The sequence below is a fragment of the Nocardia cyriacigeorgica GUH-2 genome, from assembly GCF_000284035.1.
GTDB lineage: Bacteria > Actinomycetota > Actinomycetes > Mycobacteriales > Mycobacteriaceae > Nocardia > Nocardia cyriacigeorgica_B.
In genome coordinates this window covers 4,514,692-4,538,007 of the sequence record NC_016887.1, presented here as the reverse complement: position 1 = coordinate 4,538,007, position 23,316 = coordinate 4,514,692, and the positions used below count along the sequence as shown (strand labels likewise).

Sequence of the window (23,316 nt, the reverse complement as noted above, 5' to 3'; positions counted from 1 at the left end):
TGAGCGGCGTCGCGGCCACCGTTTGGTTCAGCGTGAGCGCAACCCTCGTCAGCGGGGGCGCGCCTTTCTAGCGTGATGCGCGGTGACCACCGGATCACCAGCTTTCGCCTGATCGGCAACCGCAACCAGAGGAGCCTCGCCCCGATGACCGAATCCGTTCCGCCGGCCGACCCGACCGCCTCCTGGTCGTTCGAGACCAAGCAGATCCATGCCGGTCAGGCGGCCTGCGAGAGCACCGGTGCCCGCGCGTTGCCGATCTACCAGACCACCTCCTACGCGTTCCGCGATACCGATCATGCGGCGGCGTTGTTCGGGTTGGCCGAGCCCGGCAACATCTACACCCGGATCATGAACCCCACCCAGGACGCGGTGGAGCAGCGCATCGCCGCCCTCGAGGGTGGTGTGGCGGCGCTGCTGGTGGCGTCCGGGCAGGCGGCGGAGACCTTCGCGATCCTGAATATCGCCGGGTCCGGTGACCACATCGTGTCGAGCCCGCGGTTGTACGGCGGCACCTACAACCTGTTCCGCTACTCGCTGCCCAAGCTCGGTATCGAGGTGTCGTTCGTGGACGATCCGGATGATCTGGAGCAGTGGAAGGCCGCGGTGCGCCCGAATACCAAGGCGTTCTACGGCGAGACGGTGTCGAATCCGCAGAACCACATTTTCGACATTCCGGGGGTGGCGCAGGTCGCGCATGCGGCGGGTGTGCCGTTGATCGTGGACAACACCGTCGCCACCCCCTACCTCATCCAGCCGCTGGCCCACGGTGCCGACATCGTGGTGCACTCGGCCACCAAATACCTCGGCGGCCACGGCGCCGCGGTCGCGGGCGTGATCGTCGACGGCGGCACCTTCGACTGGACCACCACCGACACCACCGGTGCACCGCGGTTTCCCGGGTTCACCACCCCGGATCCCAGCTATCACGGTGCGGTCTTCGCCGACCTCGGCGCACCCGCCTACGCGCTGAAAGCCCGCGTCCAACTCCTGCGCGACCTCGGCTCGGCGATCTCACCGTTCAACGCCTTCCTCATCGCCCAAGGCATCGAAACCCTGAGCCTGCGCATCGAACGCCACGTCACCAACGCGGTCGCTGTCGCCCAGTTCCTCACCGAGCAGCCGCAGGTGGAATCGGTCGCCTACGCCGGACTACCGTCCTCACCCTGGTACGAACGCGGCCGCCAACTCGCCCCCAAAGGCGTCGGGGCGATCGTGTCGTTCGAACTGGCCGGAGGGGTCGACGCCGGCAAGAAATTCGTCGACGCACTGACCCTGCACTCCCACGTCGCCAACATCGGCGACGTGCGGTCGCTGGTCATCCACCCCGCCTCCACCACCCACTCCCAACTCACCCCCGAACAACAACTCGCCGCAGGCGTCACCCCCGGACTCGTCCGCCTCGCCGTCGGCATCGAAGAAATCGACGACATCCTCACCGACCTGCGCAACGGATTGGACGCCACGCGATAAGTTCCCGCGCGGATTCGGGTCCGTCCCACGCGAATCCGCCGGCCCTGCCCTGCGGCGACCGCGCCGTGCCGGTAGATGAGGGGACCGGAGCGCCGCACACCGCGTGCGGCTGTCGCTCGATGCGTCAGCCGATCTCATCGCGAACACCACCCTGCCGATGTGCTGCCGGACATCGGCGGGGTGCTGTCATCCCGGCAGCCCTCGGCGCGGGCCGCGGCGTCCCTGTAGCCGACCCCGTTGACCGGCGAGCATCCGGTGTCGCATATGCCGCGAGGTGTCGGTCATGCGACTGACTTCGCGGCGTTGCCGATCATCGCCACTGCGATAGGCATGGCAGAATCCCAGTCACGCGACCGAGGAGGAGATGTCATGCCGTATGTAGAAGCGTCGGTGCGCCGCGCGCAGTTGGTGGCGGCCGCCCGGGTCGCTTTCGCCCGCGGCGGAGTGGCGGGGACGTCGTTGCGTGCCGTCGCCGCCGAGGCCGGGGTCCCGCTGGGCACGATGCAGTACGTCTTCCCCTCGAAAGAGCAGCTGCTGCGGGCGGTGATCGAGGATGTGATCGACGAGATCGCGACGGTGCTCGAGGGCGCGATGGAGCTGGGAGACGGGCTCGAGCACGCGATCCGTCAGGGTGTGCGCAGCTTCTGGTCGCATCTGGTCACCGACCGGACGGACCTGCAGGTCATGCAGTATGAACTCGTCACCTACGCCTTGCGCACGCCCGGGCAGGAGAGTCTCGCGCGCTGGCAGTACGAGCGTTACGCGGCCATCATCGCCGAATGGTGCCAGCGCGCGGCCCAGGAGGCCGGCCAGACGTGCACCGTGCCGTTCGGCCGGCTCGCGCGGGTGATGCTGGCCTGCGTGGACGGGCTCGTTCTCCAGCATGTGTGCGACCCCAATGCCGGCAGATCGCGGGAGAACCTGGAAACCGCGATCGACATGATGATCGCGGTCGCCGGCATCCGCTCGGCGTCGCCGTCCGCAGACTGAATTCGGTCGGCCGTATGAATTGATACCCCGTCAGGGGTTGTCTCTCAGGTGTGGCCCACGTAACCTCCGTCATATCAGTCATGCGACCGACTTATCTATGGAGGAGTGGCGATGCGGGATGTGGATGTCGTCGTTGTGGGCGCCGGTCTCGCCGGCCTGAGTGCGGCGCGCGTGCTGGCCGCCGCCGGACGTAGCGTGCGGGTGCTCGAAGCGCGCGACCGGGTCGGCGGCCGCAACCTCGGCGGCTTCCTCAGCAATGGCGTACCGGTGGAACTGGGCGGGCAATGGATCGGTCCCACCCAGGACGTGGTGCGCGAGCTGGTCGACGAACTCGGTCTGGCGACCTTCCCTACCTACGACGACGGTGACAACCTGACCGTCGCGCAGGGCCAGGTCGTGCGGTACGCCGACGAAACGTTCGGGCTGCCCGCGGATTCGGCCATGGAGGTCGGCCGTCTGTGGATGGAGCTGGAAGCCCTGGCGGCCACGGTCACCACCGCCGCGCCCTGGGAGACCGAGAACGCCGACGGCCTGGACCGGCAGACGCTGGACGCCTGGCTGTCCGCGAACACCGATGACGAACTCGCGCGGCAGCTGTTCGGTGTGCTGGTGCCGGCGCTGTTCTCCGCGGAGGCGCCGGAGCTGTCGCTGCTGCACTTCCTCTTCTACCTCAAATCCGGGACCAACCTGTACACCCTCATCGGCACCACCGGTGGAGCGCAGGAGACCCGGGTGGTCGGTGGCACACACCAGATTTCCGAGCGGATGGCCGCCGATCTGGGCGACGCGGTCCGGCTCGGTGCCGTGGTCCGGACGATCCGCCAGGACGACGATGGCGTGGTCGTCGAGTACGAGGGCGGCAGCGTCACCGCGCAGCGGGTGATCGTCGCCATCCCGCCGACGCTGGCCGGGCGCCTGCGCTATGTCCCGGCGCTGCCCGCGCAGCGCGACGGATTGACCCAGCAGATGCCCGCCGGTTCGGTGATCAAGTTCCAGATCGGTTACGACACGCCGTTCTGGCGCGAGCAGGGCCTCAACGGCTTCGCGCTCAGCCTCGACGACGGTTTCAGTCCGGTCCTGGACAATTCGCCGCCCGATGGATCGTGTGGGGTGCTGGTCGGCTTCCTCGAGGGCGCCCACGCGCGCCGGGCCCAGGAGATGACGCCGGACCAGCGGCGCGAGCTCGTGGTGAACACCCTGGTGAAGTACTTCGGCACGAAGGCGGCCGAACCGTTCGATGTCCTGGAACAGGATTGGAACGCCGAGGAATTCACCCGCGGCTGTTACGGCGGCCGGCTGGGCGCAGGTGTCTGGACCCAATTCGGGGCGGCGCTGGCCGCACCGGTCGGGCGGATCCACTGGGCCGGTGCGGAGACCGCCGAGATCTGGAACGGGTACATGGACGGTGCCGTCCGGTCGGGGCGCCGCGCGGCCGATGAGGTCCTCGCGGAGCTGAGCGACCAGTAGGGCTGCCCGACCTTCACGCGCTCGCCGGCAGGGGTTGGCCGGCGAGTGCGCCCGAATCCGGGGGCGCCGCCTGTTTGAATGCGAAGGTGACGGCCCTGGTTCGGTGCGAGGTGGGAGGTCGGATGCGACGAGCGTTAGTGCTGGTCTGTGTGCTGCTGGTGACGCTGCTGAGCGGATGCGGGTCGGGTGAGACGGCCGCGCCGGCGACGAGCCCGGCCGACGGGGCGCGGCCGGATCCGATCCGGATCAGCTATGGCGAGACCGACGACAATTTCGGCGATCTCTATCTGCCCGCCGGGCAGTCCGCCCATCTCCCGGTCGTCGTGCTCGTGCACGGCGGGGGCTGGGAGCAGGTGCACGACCTGAGCTACATGGCGGTGCTGGCCGAGGACCTGGTCGCGCACGGGGTGGCGGTGTGGAATGTGGAGTACCGCAGGGTCGGTGGGGTGGGCGGCTGGCCGGTGACCCTCGCCGATGTCGACGATGCGACCGAATCTCTGGCGACCGTGGTGCAGCAACGGGCCGGCGGGCGCCTGGACCTGAAACGTGTGCATGTGGCCGGGCATTCAGCAGGCGGGCATCTGGCGGCCTGGCTGGCGGGACGGCACACCATCGACGGCACCGACGCGCCCGGCGCCGACCCGCACGTGCGGCTGGCCGGCGCGACCATCATGGCCGGTGTGCTCGATCTACGCCTGGCCGCGATCAACGGCCACGACCGGTTCGTGCGCGATCTGCTGGGCGGGCTGCCGGATGAGCAGCCCGACCGCTACCGCATCGCCTCGCCCATCGAGCATCTACCGGTCGGGCTGCCGGTCACCGTCGTCCACGGCGACCAGGACGCCACCGTCTCACCGGACCAGAGCCGCAACTACGCCCGCGCCGCCCGCGCGGCAGGCGATCCGGTCACCCTGCACCTGCTGCCCGGCGGCGGCCACGCCGATTTCGGCGACGTGCGTTCGCCGGCCTGGGCTGCCGCGAAGGCCGACATCCTGCGCCGGGTCGGCGTCTGAACGGCAGTCCGGCGGCACCGATTCCAGGCGGCATGTGTAGCTGCCCGAATGGCACACCTCTACGATTCCCCGGGTGAGCGGATACGAGCACCTCGACACCTCGACCCTGCCGCCGCGGCAGCGCGACATCCTCGCCACCATTGCGCGGTGGGTGCTCGAGCGTGGCTATCCGCCCAGCACCCGTCAGCTCGGCGACGCGGTGGGGCTGCGGTCCGCGTCGTCGGTGTCGCGGCATCTGAAAGCCCTGGAGGAGAAGGGTTTCCTGCGTCGCGGCGAGGCGATGGCGCGACCCATCGACGTGCGGTTGTTCCTGCGCGAGACCGAGCAGCGGGTCGCCGCCGAGGGGACCGTCGCGGTGCCGGTCGTCGGCGATATCGCGGCGGGCACGCCGATCCTGGCCGAGGAACACACCGACGACATGCTCATGCTCTCGCGGGAACTGGTCGGGCGCGGAACGGTATTCGGACTGCGGGTGCGCGGTGACTCGATGATCGAGGCCGCCATCTGCGACGGCGACATCGTGGTGGTACGCCAGCAGCACGAGGCGCATTCCGGCGACATCGTCGCGGCCATGATCGACGACGAGGCCACGGTGAAGGTGTACCGGCGCCGCAATGGGCACGTGTACCTGGAACCGCGTAATCCCGCCTACGACGTCATCGACGGTGACCGCGCGGTGGTGCTCGGTAAGGTGGTGTCGGTGATGCGGCGGGTCTGAGCCGGCTCAGCGCACCGTGATGGTGCGGCTGTGCCAGCCAGTGGCCCCGTCCGGGAACGGCGGTGTGCGCCGGTCGGTTTGCCGGTAGCCGGTGCGGTCGGTGGCGCGCACCCGCAGCGTGTGGGTGCCCGGTTCGGCCGGCCACTGCCACCACCACTGACGCCAGGTATCGATCGAGTACTCGGCGGCGAGGGTGGCGGGCCGCCACGGCTGATCGTCCACCTGCACCTCGACCAGGTCGATGCCGGAGTGCTGTGCCCAGGCGACACCCGCGACCACGATCGGCCCGGCCGGCAGGGTGGCGCGGTCGCGGGGCACGTCGATGCGCGAGGCGGTCTTCACCGGCGCTCGCTCGGCCCACCCACGGCGGGTCCAATACGCCTGCGCGGCATCGAATCTGGTGACCTCCAGCTCCACCACCCATTTGGTAGCCGAGACATAGCCGTACAGCCCGGGCACCACCAGCCGCGCCGGATAGCCGTGTGACACCGGCAGCGGCGCGCCGTTCATCCCGACCGCGAGCAGGGCGTCGCGCCCGTCGGTGAGCGCGGCCAGCGGTGTGCTCGCGGTGAAGCCGTCGCTGCTGCGGGAGAGCACCATATCCGCGCCCGGTTCCGGTCCGGCCTCGGCGAGCAGCTCGGCCAGCGGATAGCCGGTCCACAGGGCATTACCGGCCAGGTCGCCACCGACCTCGTTGGATACGCAGGTCAGGGTGATCATCCGGGCGACGGCCGGTCGCCGGCGCAACTGCTCGAAGGTGTACTCGACCGGCCGCGCCACCAGGCCGTGAATGCGCAGCCGCCAGTCGTCGCTGGTGAGTGCCGGCAACCGGAGCGCGGTGTCGACGCGATAGAAGGCGTGGTTGGAGGTGACGAAATCGGTGAGGCCGTCGATGGGCAGATCGGCGCCCTCGGGAACCGCCGGTGCGGGTGTGGCGGGGGAGGGCACTGCGAAACCGGCCCGATCCGCGGCGATATCGCGCAGGCGCGTGCCGATCCACTGGCCGAGGGCCGCCGACCCCGCCGCGAGTGCGCCCGCCGTCACCGCCAGGGCGAGGAATCGCCGTCGGCTCGGCTCGGTGGGGCCGGGGGCGGTGGGTGCCCGATCCAGGAGCAGGCGCAGCGTCGCGATCCCGGCGACCAGGCCGAGCAGAGTGGGCAGCGCCCAGCCGAGGGTGGCGTCCGGACGTCGCGTCGCCGCCCACATCACGGCCGCACCGGCGACGGCGAGCAACACGCTGCCGTAGCGGTGCCTGCGGTCGAGCAGCCCGGCGCAGGCCGCGACGACGATCATCACCACCGCCATCACCAGGAACAGCACCGCCTTGTCGGCACTGCCGAACTCCCGGATCGCCCATTCCTCGACCGGCCGCGGTGTGGTGTCGACAACGGTCGCGCCCATCACATAGACCGGTGACGCGTCCGGGGCGAAGAACGCGGCAACCAGATGCCCGACGCCGAGGACCATCGCGCCCGCCAGGATGCCCGCGACGGCCGCGGCGAACCGAGTCGGTGCCGGGGCCGCCACCGCCGGTGCGGGTTCGGGTGCGGCCGAATGGGTTCGGTTGTTCATGGCGCCCTCGTCAACGGCTCGGGACGGGCGATGCAGCCGTGCTTCGGACAGTACTCTCGTGCGGCGGCTCGCGGGATGGGCCGTGGAATTCGCACCACGGGGAGCAGGCAGCAAATAGATAGCAATCTCTACCGTCGGTGACGCTCGGGTGGATTCTGGGCAAAGGCTAGGCTAACCTCTTGGCTTTGGCCCGCTAGTTTGCAAGGTAGAGCGCGATGAGTTCGTCCGGCGAAGTCGGTGAAACCCTGCCGTTGACGTCGGCGCAGCGGGAAGTGTGGTTTGCCCAGCAGCTGCTGGGCGATGTTCCGGTGACCACCACCCAATACATCGACGTCGTCGGCCCGCTGGACCGTGACGCCTACCAGGAGGCCGCGCGGCGAGCGGCCCGCGAGCTGGGCGCCTATCTGCGCTTCGACGTCGAGTTCGACGGCCAGGTGCGGCAGTGGATCGACTACGACCAGGACGACGAGATCGGCTACCTCGATCTGCGCGCCGAAGCCGACCCGGAATCGGCCGCGCGCGCCTGGATGCTGGCCGAGCAGCACAAGCCGTTCGATCTGCGCAACGATCCGCCGTTGCAGACGACGATCCTGCACATCGGGCCCGACCGGCATTTCATCTACGGCCGGGCCCACCACATCGCTCTCGACGGCTACGGCGCCATGCGGTTGCAGCAGCGCCACGCCGAGCTGTACGCGGCGATGGTGCGCGGCACGCAGCCGCCCGCCGGCGCCGAGGTATCGCCTGCCGAGCTGGTCGACGCCGATCTCGCCTACCTGCACTCGACCCGGCACGAGACCGATCGCCGGTATTGGGCTGAGAAGGTCGACGGTCTACCCGATCCAGTGACACTCGCGACGCGACCCGGACCGCCGGCGGCCCAGGCCATCGTCGTCGGCGGTGCGCTCGAGCCACATCTGCACGCCGCGCTGGAGCAGACTGCCGACGGTGCCGGAACCGCCGCCGTGCTGGTGGCCGCGCTGGCCGGGTACCTCGCCCGAATGACCGGCGCGCCCGAGGTGACGTTGAGCCTGCCGGTGACCGCCCGCACCACCGCGGTCTTGCGCCGCGCCGGCGGCATGGTCAACAACGTGGTGCCGCTGCGAGTGGGCACCGGGCGCGCGGCCACTATCGCCGACCTCCTCGCCGCCGCGCGCCGGGAGCTGAGCGGGGCGCTGCGTCATCAGCGGTTCCGCGGTGAAGAGGTGGCCCGGATCGCGCAGCGCGGCCCGGAGGCGGGCGGATTCGGCCCGGCGGTCAACATCATGAACTTCCGCGCGGGCGTCGATCTCGGTGCCGCGACCGGCACCCTGCACCTGCTGTCCACCGGCCCGGTCGCCGACCTCGCGCTCAATATCTACCCCGCCGCCGAATCCGGCCTGCGCGTGGAATGGGAAGGCAACCCGAATCGGTACACCCGTGCGGAGTTGATCGCCCACCACCGGCGATTCCTGGACTTCCTGGGCGAGATCGTCACCGGGCCCGCCGACAACACTGTGCACGCGATCGAGGTGCTGCGGCCGGAGGAACGCGCGCGGCTGGTGCCGTGGGTCGGATCCGAGCCGGTGGCCTCGGTGCCGATGGCGGAGTTGATCGCGGCGGCGGTCGCGCGTAATCCGCAGGGCACCGCCGTCGTGCACGGTGACCGCCGGTGGACGTACGCGGAATTCGACGCCTGGACCGACCGCATTGCCCGAGCCCTCATCGCCGCAGGCGCCGGACCGGAAACTCTGGTCGCCATGGTGCTGGAACGGTCGGCGGAATCGGTGGCCGCGGTCTGGGCGATCAGCAAGGCCGGCGCCGCGTTCGTGCCGATCGATCCCGGCTATCCGGCCGAGCGTATCGCGCACATCCTCGGCGACAGCGGTGCGCGGCTGGGCGTGAGCACCTCGGCGCTACGTGAAGCTCTGCCCGAGGCCACGACCTGGCTGCTGCTCGATGATCCGGCGACCACCGCGCAGTTCCGCGCGGGACCGATCACCGACGCCGAGCGCCATGCCGCGCTCGATCCGGCCCAACCGGCCTATCTCATCTACACCTCCGGGTCGACCGGCACCCCGAAGGGCGTGCTGGTCACCCACGGCGGCCTGGCGAACCTGGCCGCCGAACGCCGCGACCGCTACGACCTGCATCCCGGTGCGCGCACGCTGCATCACGCCTCACCCGGATTCGATATGGCGGTCGGTGAGCAGTTGTGCGCGCTCGCCGGCGCGGCCACCCTCGTCGTCGCGCCCCGGTATGTGGTGGCGGGTGCGGATCTGGCCGAACTCATGCGCCGCGAGGCGGTGACCAACGCGATCATCACCCCCGCCGTGCTGGCCACCCTAGATCCGGCGGCCCTGCCGTCGCTGCGCGTGCTCGGTGTCGGCGGCGAGGCCATCCGCGCCGATCTGGTCGAGGCCTGGGCACCGGGCCGCCTGATGCGCAACGGCTACGGGCCCACCGAGGCCACCGATATCGCCACCATCGGCGAACTGGTGGCCGGTGCGCCGGTCACCATCGGCGCACCGCTGCGCGGTTTCCGCGCGGTCGTATTCGATTCGCTGCTACGTCCGGTGCCGCCGGGAACGCCCGGTGAGCTCTACATCGGCGGGCCCGCGCTGGCCCGTGGCTATCACGGCAAGCCCGGGTTGACCGCGGCCCGATTCGTGGCCGACCCGTACCGTCGGGGCGAGCGGCTGTACCGCACCGGCGATCTGGTGACCGTCACCGACGACCCCGAACCGGCGCTGCTCTATCACGGCCGCACCGACTTCCAGATCAAGGTGCGCGGGCACCGGATCGAGCCGGGGGAGATCGAGACCGTGCTCACCGCGCGCGCCGAGATCGCCCGCGCCGCCGTCACCGTGCATACCGATCCGCGCACCGGCGCGCATCTGGTGGCCTATCTCGTGCCGGCATCCGGGGCGACCATCGATCTCGACGCGTTGCGTGCCGACCTGGCCGACGCCCTGCCCGCCTACCTGCGCCCGGCCGCCTACACCGTGCTCGACACCCTGCCGCTGACCCCGAACGGCAAGCTCGACACCCGCAAGCTGCCCGCACCGGTCTTCGGCCGCACCGGATTCCGCGCACCCGCCACGGCCGCCGAACGTCAGGTGGCGGCGGTGTTCGCCGAGGTGCTCGGCGTCGAATCGGTCGGTGCCGGTGACGATTTCTTCGCCCTCGGCGGTACCTCGCTGACCGCGACGCAGGTCGCCGCGCGCCTCGGCACCGCGGTGCGCACCGTCTTCGACGCGCCGACCGTCGCGACTCTGGCCCAGCGCATCGACCAGCGCCCCGGCGAATCGCTCGCTCCGACAGCGGGTCCGCGTCCGGAACGCCTCGCACCCGCGCCCGCCCAGCTGCGGTTGTGGCTGCTCAACCAGTTGATGCCGGAATCGTCGGCCTACCATCTGCCGGTCGCGCTCGCCCTGACCGGTCCGCTGGATCCGGCCGTGCTCGAATCCGCTGTCGCCGCCGTCGTCGACCGTCACGAGGTGCTGCGCACCGTCTACCCGGAGACGCCGACCGGCCCGTACCAGCGAGTGCTGACCGCTGCCCGAGCCGCCGAGCTGATCGATCTCGCCCCGGTCGACGTCGACCGCGCACAGCTCGACCAGCGGCTGGCCGAGATCACCGCCGCGCCCTTCGATCTGACCCGCGACCTGCCGGTACGGGTGCGGTTGCTGCGGCTAGACGCCACCGAACACGTGCTGGTGCTGGTCGCCCATCACATCGCCGCCGACGGCTGGTCGGTCGGCCCGCTGATCGCCGACCTGACCACCGCCTACGCCGCGCACGCCACCGGCACCCGGCCCGCCTGGGCGCCGCTGCCGGTGCAGTACGCCGATTACACGCTGTGGCAACAGCATCGGCTCGGCGACAGCGCCGACAGCGACTCGATGGCGGCCCGGCAGCTCGCGTACTGGACCCGCACCCTCGCCGGCACCCCCGGGCACCTGGTCTTGCCGGCCGATCGGACCGGCGCGAGCGAAGGCCCCGGCGCCACCGTCGATATCGACCTCGACCAGCCGACCGCTGCCGCGCTCGCCGCACTCGCGGCCCGCAGCGACGCCACCGTCTTCATGGTCGGCTACGCCGCCTATCTCGCGGTGCTGCACGAACTGTGCGGCAGCACCGATCTCACCGTCGGCACCCCGGTGGCGGGGCGTGGCCATCCCGCGCTCGACCACCTGGTCGGCATGTTCGTCAACACCCTGCCGGTGCGGGTGACGGTCGAGCCGGGGGAGCCGTTCACCGCGCTGCTCGACCGCGTCCGCAACGCGACGCTGGATGCCTTCGACAACGCCGACGTCCCGTTCCACCAGATCGTGGAAGCGGTGAACCCGCCACGCGCCGAAGGCCGTTCGCCGCTGTTCCAGACGGTGTTCTCCTTCGAGAACCTGCCCGCGCTACCGGCGCTGGAACTGGACGGGCTGCGGGTGGAAACCCTCGAACTTCCGCGCGACAGCACCCATTTCGAACTCGCGCTCACCCTTCGCCCCGGGTCGGGCGGTCAGGGCCTCGCGGCCGAATTCCGTTACGCGACTGAACGATTCGATCGCACGACGGTGGCGGATATAGCACGGCGCTTCCAAGATGTGGTGGCTCGCATCGCCGGTGACCCGGCGAGCACCATCGGCACTGCGTCCGGCACGAACGGTTCGCCATCGGACCACCGGCGGGACGATTCCGAGCACGCGGCGGTATCCACCGCGCGAGACACCGACCGGTCCCGCGGTGCGGGCACAGGCCGTGCCCTGCCCACCACCGCACGCGAGATCGCCGTAGCCGCGGTCTTCGCCGAGGTCCTCGGCACCGACGAGATCACCCTCGACGACACCTTCTTCGATCTCGGCGGCACCTCACTGCTGGTGTTCACCCTGCGCACCCGCCTGGCCGAAGAACTCGGCCTCGAGGTGGACCCACGCACCGTGTTCGAACAGCCGACGGTGCGCGCACTGGCGGCACTCGAACCGGCCGCCGACCGTGACGATCGCTGGGTCGCGCAGCTGATCGACGACGCCCGCCTCGACCCGGCCATCGATATCGCCGGCCTGGTACCACCCGTCGACACCGGTGACGTCCTGCTCACCGGCGCCACCGGCTTCCTCGGCGTCCACCTGCTGCGGGAACTGCTCGACCGCACCGACTCCCGCATCTGGTGCCTGGTGCGCGGCCGCGACCGCGCCGACGGACTGCGCCGCATCACCGCCGCGCTGGCCCGCTACCAGCTGCCGCACCACGACCTGGCCGAGCGGGTGGTGGCCGTCCCCGGCGATCTGGAGCAGCCGCGACTGGGCCTGAGCGAGGCCGATTTCGCCGATCTGGCCGCCCGGATCAGCGTCATCCACCACAACGGCGCCCGGGTCAATCACCTGGAGTCCTACGCGGATCTGCGCGCGGCCAACGTCGGCGGCACCACCGAGGTGTTGCGGCTGGCGACCACCGTCCGGATCAAACCGGTGCATTTCGTCTCCACCCTCAATGCCGTGCTCGGCACCGAGACCAGCGGAATCGTGCTGGAGGACAGCGATATTCCGGCCGCCGAGGTCACCAGGCACGGCTATGTGGCCGCCAAATGGGTGGCCGAGCAGCTGGTGCTCGAGGCGGGCGAACGCGGCGTACCGGTCGCGGTCTACCGGCCGGGGCTCATCTGCGGATCGGTCGAGACCGGTGTGATGAGCGCCGACGATTCGATGTGGACGATGGTGCGCGCCGCCGCGCTGCTCGGCGTCACACCGGATCTCGGCGATACCGCCGTCTCGCTCGCCCCGGTCGACTACGTGGCCCGCGCGCTGGTCGCCATCGCCAATACCGGCCTGCCGGACTCGGGGCGCTTCCACCTGGTCAACACCACCCCGACGCGGGTGGCCGACATCCTGGCCGGGCTGGTGCGGATGGGCTACCGCATCGACACCGTCGACCTGGACGAGGCCAAGCAGCGACTCGCCGAACAGGCCGTCGACCACGACGACCTGATGCGCGCGACCCTGCTGATCGGCAACTACGCCGACCTCGGCGATCCGGGCGTGGCCGATGTGATCCTCGACGACAGTGCCGCGCGCCGTGCGCTCGACCCGGGCGGCATCACCTGCCCGTCGATCACCGCCGACGTCATCGACCGCTATCTGGCCGCCTTCCGCGCCGACGGCGTCCTGCCCGAGCCTCAGGACGCCGAGGGAGCCAGTACCTCGGCCTGATCCTTGCGCGAGCGCGCGAACGCCACGGTCGCGATGCCCGCCGGGATGTTCATCAGGAAGCCGTACACCGCGGCGGGCACTGCCATGGTCTCGTTGTTCAGCACCGTCGCCGCGACGGCGATGGCCAGTGCCGCATTGTGGATGCCGATTTCCATACTGGCGGCGATCGCGTCGCCGTGGCGCACCCCGAACAGCCGCGGCACGCCATAGCCGATGCCGAGGCCGATCGTGCACAGCAGCAGCGCGATCGCGCCGAGCTCGCCCACATGCTCGGTGAAGGAGCCGAATTCCGACAGCAGCGCGGCACTGACCACCAGCACCAGCACCACGCCCGAGCCGATCTTGACCGTGCGCTGCCTGCGCAACGCCCACTCGGTCCACCGGTGCCGCACCCACATGCCCAGCGCGACCGGCACCAGCACGATGGCGAACACCTGCACGAACTTGGCCGGTTGCAGCCCGAGACCGGCCGCGTCGTCGAGGAAGACCGCGTACGACAGCCCCACCACGACCGGGAGGGTGAACACCGCCAGCACCGAATTGATCGCGGTGAGGGTCACATTCAACGCCACATTGCCGCCGGCGATATGGCTGAACAGATTGGCCGATGAGCCACCGGGGGAGGCGGCCAGCAGCATCATGCCCACCGCGAGCGCGCCGTCGAGCCCGAACAGCCGCACCAGGCCGAAACAGATGACCGGCAGCACCACCAGCTGACAGGTCAACGCCACGATCGCGGCCTTCGGATACCGCAGCACCCGGGCGAAATCGCCCACGGTCAAGGTGAGCCCGAGGCCGAACATGATGATGCCGAGGGCGATCGGCAGCGCGACCGCGAAAACAGTTGAGCCCATGCGCGTCCTTCCGAAACCGGCCTGCCTGCCGCTCGCCGATCGTGTCATACGACGACGGCCCGCGCCGTCCCCAGGACCGGTGAACGGCTGTGACGCACCCCATTTCACGCTACTGTGGCGGAGGTCACTTTTCCGGAAAGACCCGCAGGTCGGTACGGCGGTTCGCGCACCGCATCCCGGTTGCGGGGTGTTTACTGCCCAGCAGAAGCGGGTAACGAAGTTCTTCGTGTCGAGCCCTCGGCTACCACTGCCGCCGATGGGCTGAGCGAATCAGTGCCGGTCGAACCAGAGGGGTGGTTCGGCGGCCGGAGAGGACGTGCTCGTGACGGACCGAACACCGGAAGCCGGGCGAATCAAGAGATCGGTCGCCGCATCGGCGATGGGCAATGCCACCGAGTGGTTCGACTACGGCGTCTACGCCGCGACGGCCACCTACCTCACCGACGCGTTCTTCCCCGGAGACCTCGGGACGCTGGGCACCATGCTCGGCTTTGCCATCTCCTTCGTGCTGCGCCCGCTGGGCGGCATGGTGTGGGGCCCGCTCGGTGACCGCATCGGCCGCAAGGCCGTGCTGGCCACCACCATTCTGCTGATGGCCGCCGCCACCGGCCTGATCGGCCTGCTGCCCACACACGGCCAGGTCGGCGTGCTCGCGCCGATCCTGCTGATCGTGCTGCGGGTGATCCAGGGCTTCTCCACCGGCGGTGAGTACGGCGGCGCCGCCACCTATCTGGCCGAATGCGCCAACGACCGCAAACGCGGCTTCCTCGGCAGCTTCCTGGAGTTCGGCACGCTGGGTGGGTTCGTCGGCGGCTCGGCCGTGGTGCTGGCCTGCCAGCTGGCCATCGGCTCCGACGCCATGCACGACTGGGGCTGGCGCATCCCGTTCCTGCTGGCGATTCCGCTCGGCCTGATCGGCTGGTACCTGCGGGCCAAGCTCGACGAGTCCCCGGTCTTCACCGAAGTCGCCGAGAACCCGCACCCGCCGACCGGGCTGCGCGAGCTGATCGGCTCCTACCCGCGCGAGCTGCTCACCCTGGCCGGGCTGGTCGTCGCGCTGAACGTGGTCAACTACACCCTGCTCACCTACCAGCCGACCTACCTCCAGAAGACGATCGGCCTCGACGAGTCGACCACCACCACGATGATGCTGATCGGCCAGCTGGTGATGATGGTCTGCATCCCGTTCTTCGGCGGCCTGTCCGACCGGGTCGGCCGGCGTCCGCTGTGGCTGTTCTCGCTGGTCGGCCTGACGGTGCTGGCGGTGCCGATGTACTGGCTGATGGGCGTGGGCACCGGCTGGGCCGTGCTGGGCTTCGTGGTGCTCGGGCTGTTCTACATCCCGCAGCTGGCCACCATCAGCGCGACCTTCCCCGCCATCTTCCCGACCCATGTCCGCTACGCCGGATTCGCGCTCGGCTACAACGTCTCGACCGCCGTGTTCGGCGGTACCGCCCCGCTGGTCAACGAGGCGGTCATCGAGTCGACCGGCTGGTCGCTGTTCCCGGCGTACTACATGATCGGCGCCACGCTGATCGGCCTAGTCGCCTGGGCGTTCCTGCGCGAGACGGCAGGCACCTCGATCCGCGGTACCGAGGTGCCCGACGCCAGCACCGACGAGATCCCGGTGACGGTGAAGACGGCAGTCGCCTGATCCGGGTCAGTGGGCCAGCTTCAGGCCCACCACCGCACCGACGATCAGCACCAGCAGGCCGATCTTGACCACCGAGATGCTCTCCGTGCCGGTGGCCATCGCGTACACGACGGTGAGGGCGGCGCCGATGCCGACCCACACCGCGTACGAGGTGCCCACCGGCAAGGTGCGCATCGCGTAGGCGAGCCCGACCATCGACAAGGTGAGGGCGACGGCGAAGACCGCGGAGGGAGCGAGCCGGGTGAAGCCCTCGGATTTGCCGAGCGCGGTGGCCCAGACGGCTTCGAGAACGCCGGAAACGATCAGTACTGCCCATGCCATGGCGGTGTTCCTTTCGGGAATACCGTCTTGTCGCTGCCCGGGTACGGTTTCGATCGTCCGGTCGGCCGCGGGAGTGGCGGCCTCGATTCACCATGATAACCACCTACCGCGGGCGGCTTCGCCGTGCCAGTATTGGCGCAGTGCCAATATCGGACCTGTCCGAGGCACTCAGCTGATCCGGACGTGAGCCCCGGATGTTCGAGTCTGTCGAAAGGACTGTTGCGCATGGGCGACGCCGACACCCCTCCCTTCGCCGAGATCGTCAACGCGGCGATGGAGCACACCATCCCGATCGCGCACACCATGGGCGTGCAGGCGGCCGAGGTGCGGCGCGGTTACGCGGCCACCACGGTGCCCGTCGAGGGCAACGGCAACCACTTCGGGGTGATGTACGCGGGCGTGCTGTTCACCGTCGCCGAGATCCTCGGTGGCGCGATCGCGATCGCCACCTTCGACAACTCGGAGTTCTATCCGCTGGTCAAGGATCTGCACATCTATTTCCGCAAGCCGGTAAAGACCGATGTGCGGGCCGAGGCGACGCTGCCCGAGGCGGAGATCGAGCGCATCGTCGCCGAGGCCACCGCGGCGGGCAAATCCGATTTCACCCTCACCGCCGTGGTCACCGATGCCGACGGCGTGGTGGTCGCGGAAACCGAAGGGCTCTACCAGCTCCGGGCACACGGCAAGTAACCGAAGCACAACGATCGGCAGGTTGCACCGGGCGACCGGCGCACCTGCCGATCAGCGTCAGTTGCCCTGGTTCAACTCGATACGCAGCACGTCCCCGCTCTCGGTGCCCGCGAACACGGTGCCGTCCGGGCCGGGGGACACCGCGAGCGCGGTGATCGGCTGGGTGGTGGCCACCGTGCAGGTGGCGCCGGTGGCGGCGTCGACGCGGGCCAACCGGCCGGTCGCGGTGCTCACATAGAGCATGCCGTCGGGGGCCATGGTCAGGTCGTCGGGCAGCGCAGGCGGATTCGACTTCGGCGACAGCTCGGTCAGCACGCTCGGATGCGCCGGATCGGCGATCGGGACCCGCAGCAGGCGGGCGGTCGGGCTCGACTGCAACGTCACATACAGCGCGTCGCCGTGCACGACGATGCCGTTGAGGCCGAAGTCCTGCGGCGCGGCAGTGGTCCATTCGCGGTCGATGCTGCCGTCGCGGCGCACCCGGATGATGCCGCCGCCGGTGTCGGTGACGTAGAGGTAGCCGTCGTCGTCGAAGGCGGCGCCATTGGCCATGCCGATGTTGTCGACGTAGACCTCCGGCACCGGATTCGCGGCGGTCGGATCGAAGCGGACCACGCCGCCGGTCTTCATGATCGTGCTGGTGGTGATATTGCCGAAGTTGACATACATCAGCCCGTCGGGGCCCGGCCGCACGGCACCGGGGAAGGTGACCGGCACGGTGGCGGTGAGATTGCCGGCCCGGTCGTAACGCTCCACGACATTGCGGAAGGTCCGCGAAACCCAGAGGTTGCCTTCGGCGTCGAAGCCGACATTCTCCGACCAGTCCAGCAGCGGGACCCGGGCGGCCGTCGCGGTGGACACCGCGGCGGGCGGGCAGGCGGCCGGGTCGGCCAGGGCGGGGGCCGGGGCCAGGAAACCGGCAGCGACCGCGAGCAATGCGGCGGCGGGTGCGCCGAGGAAGCGGCGGCCGGTGAAGCGACGGCGCGGACTGCGGTGTCCCGGATGCGCGTTCGGCAAGACAATCCCGTCTCTGCTGGTGTTCGGTGGGCCGAGCGGGATCGTAGGATGCCGGGCGAGTCCCCCGCAACCCGTCGGGATGCCCGGACGGGGGAACGCGGAGTTCGCGGAAAGGTTGCCGCCGTGCGGATTTGCGCACCGGCCGGACCTGCTCCCCCCTCTCGGAGCAGGTCCGGCCGGCACCGATGACGATGCCGTGGCCTGCTCGAGAGGGGCTTAAGGGCGACTTAAGGGGACGCGGCGCGGATCAGAGGACCGCCTGGGTCTGGGTCACCTTGGCGACGAGTTTGCCGGCGTCGTCGCGGATTTCGGTCTCCACCACGATGAACCGGCGACCCGGGTGCAGCGCCGTGCTGGAGGCGACCGCGTGGCCGGACCGGATCGCGCGCAGGAAGTTCGACTTGGACTCCACGGTGGTCGTGCCGCTCGCGCCCTCGGGCAGATTGAGGAACGCGCACACCGCGGCGGTGGCATCGGCCAGCGACATGAGCACGCCGCCGTGCATCGCCCCGCCCAGCGTGCACAGCGATTCGTCCCAGGCCAGCCTGCTGCGGACCAGCCCGGGACCGTGTTCGAGCACTTCGACGCCGAGCCGTTCGGTGAACGGCATGGTCTGATGGAACAGCTTGGTGCCCTCGGAATCGATCATGACCACGAGTCTGCCCGAAACCGATCAGCCGATCTTGGCGATCACAGCGCGCGGCAGCCGGGGGAGCACGAGATCGAACAGCTGCCAAGGCCATCCGGGCACACACGCGCGGACCCGCTCGGCCTCGATCGCCGAGACCATCGCGGCGACGCCCTTGTCCAGCGGGGCGATCATCCGGGTGTCGCCGGCCTGGGAGACCATCTCGGTGGCGATGAAGCCGGGCAGCAGGGTGGTCACCGCGATCGGTGATTTGCGCAGCTCGGTGGCCAGCCCGTCGCCCAATGCCGCCAACCCGGCCTTGCTCGCCGAATACGCGGCCCGCTTGCCCGGGAATCCCCGGACCGCGCTCATCGAGGAGACCAGCACCAGATGGCCGGAGTTCTGGTCCCGGAAGATCTCGAGCGCCGCCTCGGCCTGCGCCAGCGCACTGACGAAATCGGTCGTCGCGGTGGCCAGATTGGCGTCGGCGCGCCCGGTGCCGATCTTCGCGCCCTTGCCGATCCCTGCGTTGACGATCACCCGGTCGAGCCCGCCGAGTTCGTCGCGCAGTTCGGCGAAGACGTGGGGGATCGCGGCGTGGTCGTCGACGTCGAGCGCGCGCACCGCGACGGTGATGCCCGGATGGGCGGAGGTCAGTTCGTCGCGCAGTGTCTCGAGCGCGTCCAGGCGCCGTGCGCACAGGGCGAGATCGCGGCCTTTGGCGGCGAACTGGCGTGCCATTTCCGCGCCGAGCCCGGCACTCGCGCCGGTGATCAGAATCTTGGTCCTCGTCATGGTCCGACCCTAACGCTGTTGAACGGTGCTCGATAGCGCGCCGGGAGGGGCCGTGCGGTCAGCCGCTGGTCGGCAGGGCGCCGGCGGATCCGCTGTTCGGCGGGGTGGGCAGCTGGCGCCACGGCCCGCAGTTGACCGTCCGGAAGGCCACATCGTGCGCCTCGATCAGGACCCGGACCGGGCGCTCGCGGGTGTAGTTGTTGGCCCGGACGTAGCGCATATCGGTGTTGTCGCCCTCGACCTTCCACAGCCGCCGCCAATCGCAGCCGTGCGCGGGGTCGGGCGTTCCGGGGGCCTCCCACAGTCCGGGGCTGATATCGACGCCGACGATATAGACGCCGTCGTGCGGCATCTCGGTGGCCGGGGCGGCGGCAGCGGTCCCACCGCCGAGCAATGTGGTGACCGAGGCGATGGCCCCGGCGATGACCAGCGTGCCTGCACGCATGACGATGTCTCCTCGAATCCCGCATAGTGCCGCACGGGGGCGGCCGGACTGAGATCCCCGAATCTCCCCGGCAGATCTACCAGACCGATGCGTCTGATTCGGGCGAAACGAGGAATTCTCATCGATTCGCACAAATCTCATCGGTGTGAGTGATGTCACTGACGTGCCGGCGCGCGATATCTCTTACATGACAGGTTGTCGCTCGGCTCGAATGGTTTCCGGATCCGCGTGTGGGTCGCGGTGCGCCCGCTTGTGCACCGACGACGGTCTGGCCTCGGTGCTGGCCGAGGACCGCGCGCTACTGCATTGGCGGGCCATGCACGCGCTCGGCGATCAGGGCCTGGCCGAGCAGGCGGTCCAGGAGACGCTGCTGCGGGCCTGGCGTTCCTGTGCCCGCTTCGACGAACGCAAGGGCAGTCTGCGGACCTGGCTGCTGGCCATCGAACGCAATGTGTTGATCGATATGGCGCGGGCACGGGCGAGCAGACCCGGCGACACCGGCTGGGAAGAGGTCTCCGAACTCAGCGACGTCCGCTATTCCCATCCGGACTTCGCCGACGGCCTGGTGGACGGTTTGCTGGTGGACGATCTGCTGGCGCGTCTGCCCGATTCGCAGCGCGCCGCGGTGGTCGAAGTGATCCTGCGCGACCGCGCCTATCAGGAAGTCGCAGCCGAATTCGGCGTCCCGGTTGGCACGGTCAAGACCCGTGTCCACTATGCGCTGCGGACCCTGCGGCAGCTGCCGCGAGCGGCCTGACCTGCGCCGACGCTCCTTCCCCTGGTCTGCGCGGGAAACATCCGTGACTCAGATCACACTTCCATAACGGGGGTTGCGCTGCGGTTGCTGCTGTGACCAGAGTGAACCACTGGGTTTGGTGTTGCTAGTGGGAAGCTAGTGGGAAGGGAGGGGCGCTCCGTCCCGGAGCGCCGACCGCATATGAAGCCGAACTTCGTCAAGGCTGGTCTCTGCGCCGTCGTCAGCACGGCGCTGGCGCTGACCCCATCCGCCGTCACCGCGACCGCGGAACCGATATCGCCGGAGATGGCCACCAAGCTGGCGGGCAAGATCGTCTTCCTCGATCCCGGCCATCAGGGCCCCAACCACACCGAGAATCTGGCGCGGCAGGTCAGCGACGGCCGCGGCGGCACCAAGGACTGCCAGACCACCGGCATGACCACGCTCAACGGCGTCGCCGAGCACACCATCAACTGGAATGTGGCCCAGCTGGTGAAGACCTCGCTGGAAAGCCTCGGCGCCCGGGTGGTGCTCAGCCGCCAGGACGACAGCGGCTGGGGCGGGTGCATCGACGAGCGGGCCAGGGCCGCCAATGAATCCGGTGCGGCCGTCGCGGTCAGCATTCACGCCGACGGTGCGCCCGCGCAGTATCGCGGCTTCCACGTCATCGTGCCGCAGCTGCCGATCCCCGATGCCAAGGCCGATCAGGTCCAGTCCACTCAGGGCCTCGCCGCGTCGAAGGCGATGCGCGATGCGTACCTGTCGTCGGGGTTCCCGTCGGCGAACTACGCCGGTGTCGTCGACGGTTTGCAGACCCGCGCCGACGTGGCCGGGCCCGCGCTGACGACCGTGCCCGATGTGTTCATCGAAATGGGCAATGGCGCCAACCCGGAGGACGCCGCGCTGCTGGAATCCGGTGACGGACAGTTGAAGCACGCCATCGCGATCACCACCGGATTGGTGAGCTTCCTGCTCGGCGCGCCGCCGTCGGCCGATACGCCTGCCGCGGCACCCGGTACCGGCGTCGATACTCCCGCGGCAGCGCCCGCGCCGCAGGATCAGGCGACGACGGCGCCGACCACCACCGCCGCCGCCCCCACGACGACCGGCGGGCCGGAGCCGGCACCGGCCGGTTCGCCGACTCCCGAGCAGACCAGCACCCCGGCGCTGACCACCACCACGGCGGCCCCGGCGGCTCCGGCGCAACGGCCGGGTGTGAACAACTCCCGGACCGCACCGGGCTCGAACGCACCGCAGACGCAGGCCGCACCTACCACCCCGAAGACGGCGCCGAGTACGACGAAGTCGCCGAGCGGGTCGAGCAGCACCTCGCCGGACAGCGGCAAGGCACAGGATTCCGAGGACGGCATCGTCGGCACGGTGATGGAACTTCTGATGCCGCTGGCCAAGGCCCTCGGCATGGACGACACCGCGATCACCGCCGAACTGATCAACCTGGCCTACACGCTGGCCGCCGCGCTGTTCTCGCCGACCGACTGACCCGCACCCGCCCGGCCGTGGGGAGCCGATGTCGGCGGCTGCCAGTAGGGTGTCCGGGTGGCCCAGTCGATTCCTGTCGTGATCGTCGCCGGGTTCCTCGGGTCCGGCAAGACGACATTGCTCAACCACCTGCTCCGCGACAATCGCGGCACCCGGATCGGGGTCGTCGTCAACGACTTCGGCGCGATCAATATCGACGCGATGCTGGTGGCGGGTCAGGTCGATGCCATGGTCTCGCTCGGCAACGGCTGTGTGTGCTGTGCGGTCGACGTCAGCGAATTGGATGAGCTCTTCGATCGGCTCGCCCAGCCCAGCGCCCGCATCGACGTCATCGTGGTGGAGGCCAGCGGCCTGGCCGAACCGCGCAACCTGATCCGCATGGTGGCCGGCAGCGAGAATCCGCGCATCCGGTACGGCGGGCTGGTGGAAGTGGTCGACGCCGAACAGTTTCCGGACCATCGGCAACGTCATCCGGAATTGGCCGACCATCTGCGGCTGGCCGATCTGGTGGTGGTCAACAAGGCCGACCGGGTCGAGCCGGCCCGGCTCGCGGCGCTGCGCGAGGAGATCGCCGCCCTCATCGACCCGGCCCCGGTGTACGCGACCAGCCACGGCCGCATCGAGCCCGGACTGCTGTTCGACGAACCACTACGCGAAGCACCGCGGGTGGCACAGCAATTGAGTTTCGACGAACTGCTCGCCGAACACCATCACGATCCCAGCGACGGTCATCGTCACCTGCATGACGAGTACGTCACCGTGTCGTTCACCAGTTCCCGCGATCTCGACCCGAGGCAGCTGGTCGGCTTCCTGGAGGATCCGCCGCCGGGATTGTTCCGCGCCAAGGGCTTCGCCGCGTTCGCCGTCGCCGGGGAACATCGCAAATTCGTGCTGCACATGGTAGGAAGGCATCTCGTGTGCGAGCCGGCCGCATGGCGGCGCGGCGAGGATCGGACCACCCGGCTGGTCCTCATCGGGTCGGGCCTGGATGCCGAACTGGCGCTGAAACGGCTGAACGAGACCGTGCACACCGGCGAGCAGTTGCTCGACGAGCAGGCGATGCTGCCGATCTGGCGGCACGTGCCGCACTGAACGCGCCTCACCGAATCCGAAATTGGCGCGTTTATCACCAATGTGGCGTAAATGGCGCTGGCGCGGCCGTACCCGTCGCACAAAACTCGTAAACATGTTCGTCGTGTCGCCGCACTAGGCGTGTCGCCTCGTGGGCCCCCGGTGCACTGCGGGCAGGTTCGAAGTTCGC

At 69.6% G+C, this 23,316-nt stretch carries 18 protein-coding genes and 1 riboswitch; of the genes, 11 read left to right on the top strand and 7 right to left on the bottom strand.

Features of this window, described 5'->3' with window-relative positions; translation table 11 throughout:
• The first annotated feature begins 144 nt into the window (after positions 1–144).
• From NOCYR_RS20520 to lexA, 5 genes are all read left to right on the top strand, one after another.
• The gene (locus tag NOCYR_RS20520; protein ID WP_014352316.1) at positions 145–1,470 is read left to right on the top strand and encodes a bifunctional o-acetylhomoserine/o-acetylserine sulfhydrylase; all 1,326 of its coding nucleotides are present in this window, start codon (positions 145–147) and stop codon (positions 1,468–1,470) included.
• A 369-nt stretch (positions 1,471–1,839) separates the two neighbouring features.
• Positions 1,840–2,460 carry a TetR/AcrR family transcriptional regulator gene (locus NOCYR_RS20515; RefSeq protein ID WP_014352315.1) on the top strand — a complete coding sequence of 207 codons (621 nt, stop codon included), beginning with the start codon at positions 1,840–1,842 and terminating at the stop codon, positions 2,458–2,460.
• 111 nt (positions 2,461–2,571) lie between these two features.
• Positions 2,572–3,927, top strand: a complete 1,356-nt coding sequence (locus NOCYR_RS20510) for a flavin monoamine oxidase family protein (RefSeq protein ID WP_014352314.1) — start codon at positions 2,572–2,574, stop codon at positions 3,925–3,927.
• Between the two features lie 122 nt (positions 3,928–4,049).
• Complete coding sequence (locus tag NOCYR_RS20505; protein WP_048833567.1) at positions 4,050–4,940, top strand: alpha/beta hydrolase; 891 nt, start codon at positions 4,050–4,052, stop codon at positions 4,938–4,940.
• Positions 4,941–5,013: 73 nt separating this feature from the next.
• A complete protein-coding gene (gene lexA / locus NOCYR_RS20500; protein ID WP_014352312.1) occupies positions 5,014–5,658 on the top strand; it encodes a transcriptional repressor LexA in 645 nt (214 codons plus the stop codon).
• Positions 5,659–5,664: 6 nt separating this feature from the next.
• Here the strand turns inward: lexA and NOCYR_RS20495 are convergent, their stop codons facing one another.
• Complete coding sequence (locus NOCYR_RS20495) at positions 5,665–7,230, bottom strand: molybdopterin-dependent oxidoreductase (RefSeq protein ID WP_014352311.1); 1,566 nt, start codon at positions 7,228–7,230, stop codon at positions 5,665–5,667.
• Between the two features lie 215 nt (positions 7,231–7,445).
• Between NOCYR_RS20495 and NOCYR_RS20490 the strand changes: the two genes are divergently transcribed.
• A complete protein-coding gene (locus NOCYR_RS20490; protein WP_014352310.1) occupies positions 7,446–13,415 on the top strand; it encodes a non-ribosomal peptide synthetase in 5,970 nt (1,989 codons plus the stop codon).
• Here NOCYR_RS20490 and NOCYR_RS20485 read toward each other — a convergent pair.
• Entirely contained in the window at positions 13,382–14,269 is an 888-nt protein-coding gene (locus tag NOCYR_RS20485; RefSeq protein ID WP_014352309.1) for a bile acid:sodium symporter family protein, read from the bottom strand. The genes NOCYR_RS20490 and NOCYR_RS20485 overlap by 34 nt on opposite strands.
• Positions 14,270–14,648: 379 nt before the next feature.
• Between NOCYR_RS20485 and NOCYR_RS20480 the strand changes: the two genes are divergently transcribed.
• Entirely contained in the window at positions 14,649–15,923 is a 1,275-nt protein-coding gene (locus tag NOCYR_RS20480; protein ID WP_014352308.1) for an MFS transporter, read from the top strand.
• 6 nt (positions 15,924–15,929) lie between these two features.
• Here the strand turns inward: NOCYR_RS20480 and NOCYR_RS20475 are convergent, their stop codons facing one another.
• Positions 15,930–16,244: a DMT family transporter gene (locus NOCYR_RS20475; protein ID WP_014352307.1), complete on the bottom strand. Its 315-nt coding sequence runs from the start codon at positions 16,242–16,244 to the stop codon at positions 15,930–15,932.
• Positions 16,245–16,260: 16 nt separating this feature from the next.
• Positions 16,261–16,330, bottom strand: a riboswitch (guanidine-III (ykkC-III) riboswitch).
• Positions 16,331–16,469: 139 nt separating this feature from the next.
• Between NOCYR_RS20475 and NOCYR_RS20470 the strand changes: the two genes are divergently transcribed.
• Positions 16,470–16,934, top strand: coding sequence for a PaaI family thioesterase (locus NOCYR_RS20470; protein WP_014352306.1), 465 nt, complete (start codon positions 16,470–16,472; stop codon positions 16,932–16,934).
• Between the two features lie 57 nt (positions 16,935–16,991).
• Here the strand turns inward: NOCYR_RS20470 and NOCYR_RS20465 are convergent, their stop codons facing one another.
• The 4 genes from NOCYR_RS20465 to NOCYR_RS20450 all read right to left on the bottom strand — a co-directional run bounded on the left by NOCYR_RS20465 (position 16,992) and on the right by NOCYR_RS20450 (position 19,819).
• Positions 16,992–17,951 (bottom strand): SMP-30/gluconolactonase/LRE family protein, encoded by a 960-nt coding sequence (locus NOCYR_RS20465; RefSeq protein WP_014352305.1) that lies wholly within the window; start codon positions 17,949–17,951, stop codon positions 16,992–16,994.
• A 247-nt stretch (positions 17,952–18,198) separates the two neighbouring features.
• Complete coding sequence (locus NOCYR_RS20460) at positions 18,199–18,600, bottom strand: PaaI family thioesterase (protein WP_048834339.1); 402 nt, start codon at positions 18,598–18,600, stop codon at positions 18,199–18,201.
• 24 nt (positions 18,601–18,624) lie between these two features.
• Positions 18,625–19,374 (bottom strand): SDR family oxidoreductase, encoded by a 750-nt coding sequence (locus tag NOCYR_RS20455; protein ID WP_014352303.1) that lies wholly within the window; start codon positions 19,372–19,374, stop codon positions 18,625–18,627.
• A 58-nt stretch (positions 19,375–19,432) separates the two neighbouring features.
• Complete coding sequence (locus tag NOCYR_RS20450) at positions 19,433–19,819, bottom strand: hypothetical protein (RefSeq protein WP_014352302.1); 387 nt, start codon at positions 19,817–19,819, stop codon at positions 19,433–19,435.
• Positions 19,820–20,069: 250 nt separating this feature from the next.
• On the opposite strand from NOCYR_RS20450, the gene NOCYR_RS20445 reads away from it, so the two are divergent.
• The 3 genes from NOCYR_RS20445 to NOCYR_RS20435 all read left to right on the top strand — a co-directional run bounded on the left by NOCYR_RS20445 (position 20,070) and on the right by NOCYR_RS20435 (position 23,147).
• Positions 20,070–20,576, top strand: a complete 507-nt coding sequence (locus NOCYR_RS20445) for a sigma-70 family RNA polymerase sigma factor (protein WP_014352301.1) — start codon at positions 20,070–20,072, stop codon at positions 20,574–20,576.
• 180 nt (positions 20,577–20,756) lie between these two features.
• Positions 20,757–22,055 (top strand): N-acetylmuramoyl-L-alanine amidase, encoded by a 1,299-nt coding sequence (locus NOCYR_RS20440; RefSeq protein WP_014352300.1) that lies wholly within the window; start codon positions 20,757–20,759, stop codon positions 22,053–22,055.
• 57 nt (positions 22,056–22,112) lie between these two features.
• Positions 22,113–23,147, top strand: a complete 1,035-nt coding sequence (locus tag NOCYR_RS20435) for a CobW family GTP-binding protein (protein ID WP_014352299.1) — start codon at positions 22,113–22,115, stop codon at positions 23,145–23,147.
• Positions 23,148–23,316 lie beyond the last annotated feature (169 nt).